Consider the following 1,614-nt stretch of genomic DNA (forward strand, 5'->3'; position numbering starts at 1 on the left):
CGGCGGCGAGGTCGGCGCCGCGGTGATGGACCTGGCCGGCGCGACCTACCTGATGCGGCGCGACGGCATCGGCAACCTGCGGGTGGTGGAGGACATCGGCTTCGCCTACGGGCTGGGCATCGGCTACCGGCGCGACTGGCCGATGCTGGGCCGCATCCTGGACAAGGCGCTGACGCGCATCGGCGACGACGAGCGGCAGGCGATCGCGGACCGCTGGATCACGCAGGACACGGCGGCGATGCGTTGGCAGCGCCGGGCGCTGTGGGGCGGCGGGGTCGCGCTGGCGCTGGTGCTGCTGGGGCTGGGCCTCACGCTGCTCTGGAACCGGGCGTTGCAGCGCCAGGTGCGGCTGCGTGGCGAGCTGCTGCAGCGCGAGCTCGGCGAGCGCATGCGGCTGCAGGACGCCGACCGGGCCCGCGAGCTGGCCGAGGTGACCAGCCGCACCAAGAGCGAGTTCCTCTCCCAGGCCAGCCATGAGCTGCGCACGCCGCTCAACGCGGTGCTGGGCTTCAGCCAGCTGCTGGCGCACGATCCGCAGCGGCCGCTCGACGAGACGCAGCGCGCGCGGCTGCGGCACATCGACGAGGCGGCCAAGCACCTGCTGGTGCTGATCGAGGACATGATGACGCTGTCGCGGGTCGAGGCGAACACGCTGACCGTGCAGTCGCTGCCGCTGCAGGCCGGGCCGCTGCTGCGGCGGGTGGTGGAGCTGGCGCAGCCGGCGGCGCAGGCCGCGGGCGTGGACCTGCGGATCGGCCTGACGCCGGAGGAGGACAGCACGCTACCGATGGTCCAGGCCGATCCCATCCGGCTCGAGCAGGTGCTGCACAACCTGATCTCCAACGCGATCAAGTACAACCGGCGCGGCGGCTGGGTCCAGGTGCGCGCGAGCGCGGAGCCGCGCGGCTTCCGCATCGAGGTGGTGGACAACGGCATCGGCCTGAGCGTCGAGCAGCGGGCGCAGCTCTTCCAGCCGTTCAACCGGCTCGGGCGCGAGGAGCAGCCCGGCCATGGCATCGGGCTGGTCATCTGCAAGCAGCTGATGGACCGGATGGGCGGGCGCATCCTGGTCGACAGCGAGAGCGGGCAGGGGTCCCGGTTCACGCTGGAGCTGCCGGCGGTGCCGGGCACCGCCTGATACTTCCGCACCGCCGCACCGCCGCACCGCCGCACCGCCGCACCGCCGCACCGCCGCACCGCCTCACCGGCGTGGTCTGGCACACTGCGCGCCCTGCGCAGTACCCTCCCGACCATGCCCAATACTTCCTCTCCCCGCCGCGCCATCGTCATCGGCGGCGGCCCCGCCGGCCTGATGGCCGCGGAACGCCTGGCGCTCGCCGGCGTGTCGGTCGACCTCTACGACGCCATGGCGTCCGTCGGCCGCAAGTTCCTGCTCGCGGGCAAGGGCGGGCTCAACCTGACCCACTCGGAAGCGCGGCCCGACTTCGACACCCGCTACTACGAACGCCAGGCCGGCGTCGCCGCCTGGCTCGACCGCTTCGACGGCGAGGCGCTGCGGGCCTGGACGCAGGGACTCGGCGTCGAGACCTTCGTCGGCAGCTCGGGGCGCGTCTTTCCCAAGGACCTGAAGGCCGCGCCGCTGCTGCGCGCCTG

The 1,614-nt window shown here is 73.2% G+C and carries 2 protein-coding genes; both read left to right on the forward strand.

Annotated features, from left to right (window positions below; all coding sequences use genetic code 11):
- The coding region (locus FUT87_RS28915; RefSeq protein ID WP_186830567.1) for an ATP-binding protein at positions 1–1,138 on the forward strand (1,138 nt) is incomplete at its 5' end.
- A 114-nt stretch (positions 1,139–1,252) separates the two neighbouring features.
- Positions 1,253–1,614: NAD(P)/FAD-dependent oxidoreductase (locus FUT87_RS15845; protein ID WP_147241632.1), on the forward strand; the 362-nt coding region annotated here is incomplete at its 3' end.

The organism is Mitsuaria sp. TWR114 (assembly GCF_007997345.1).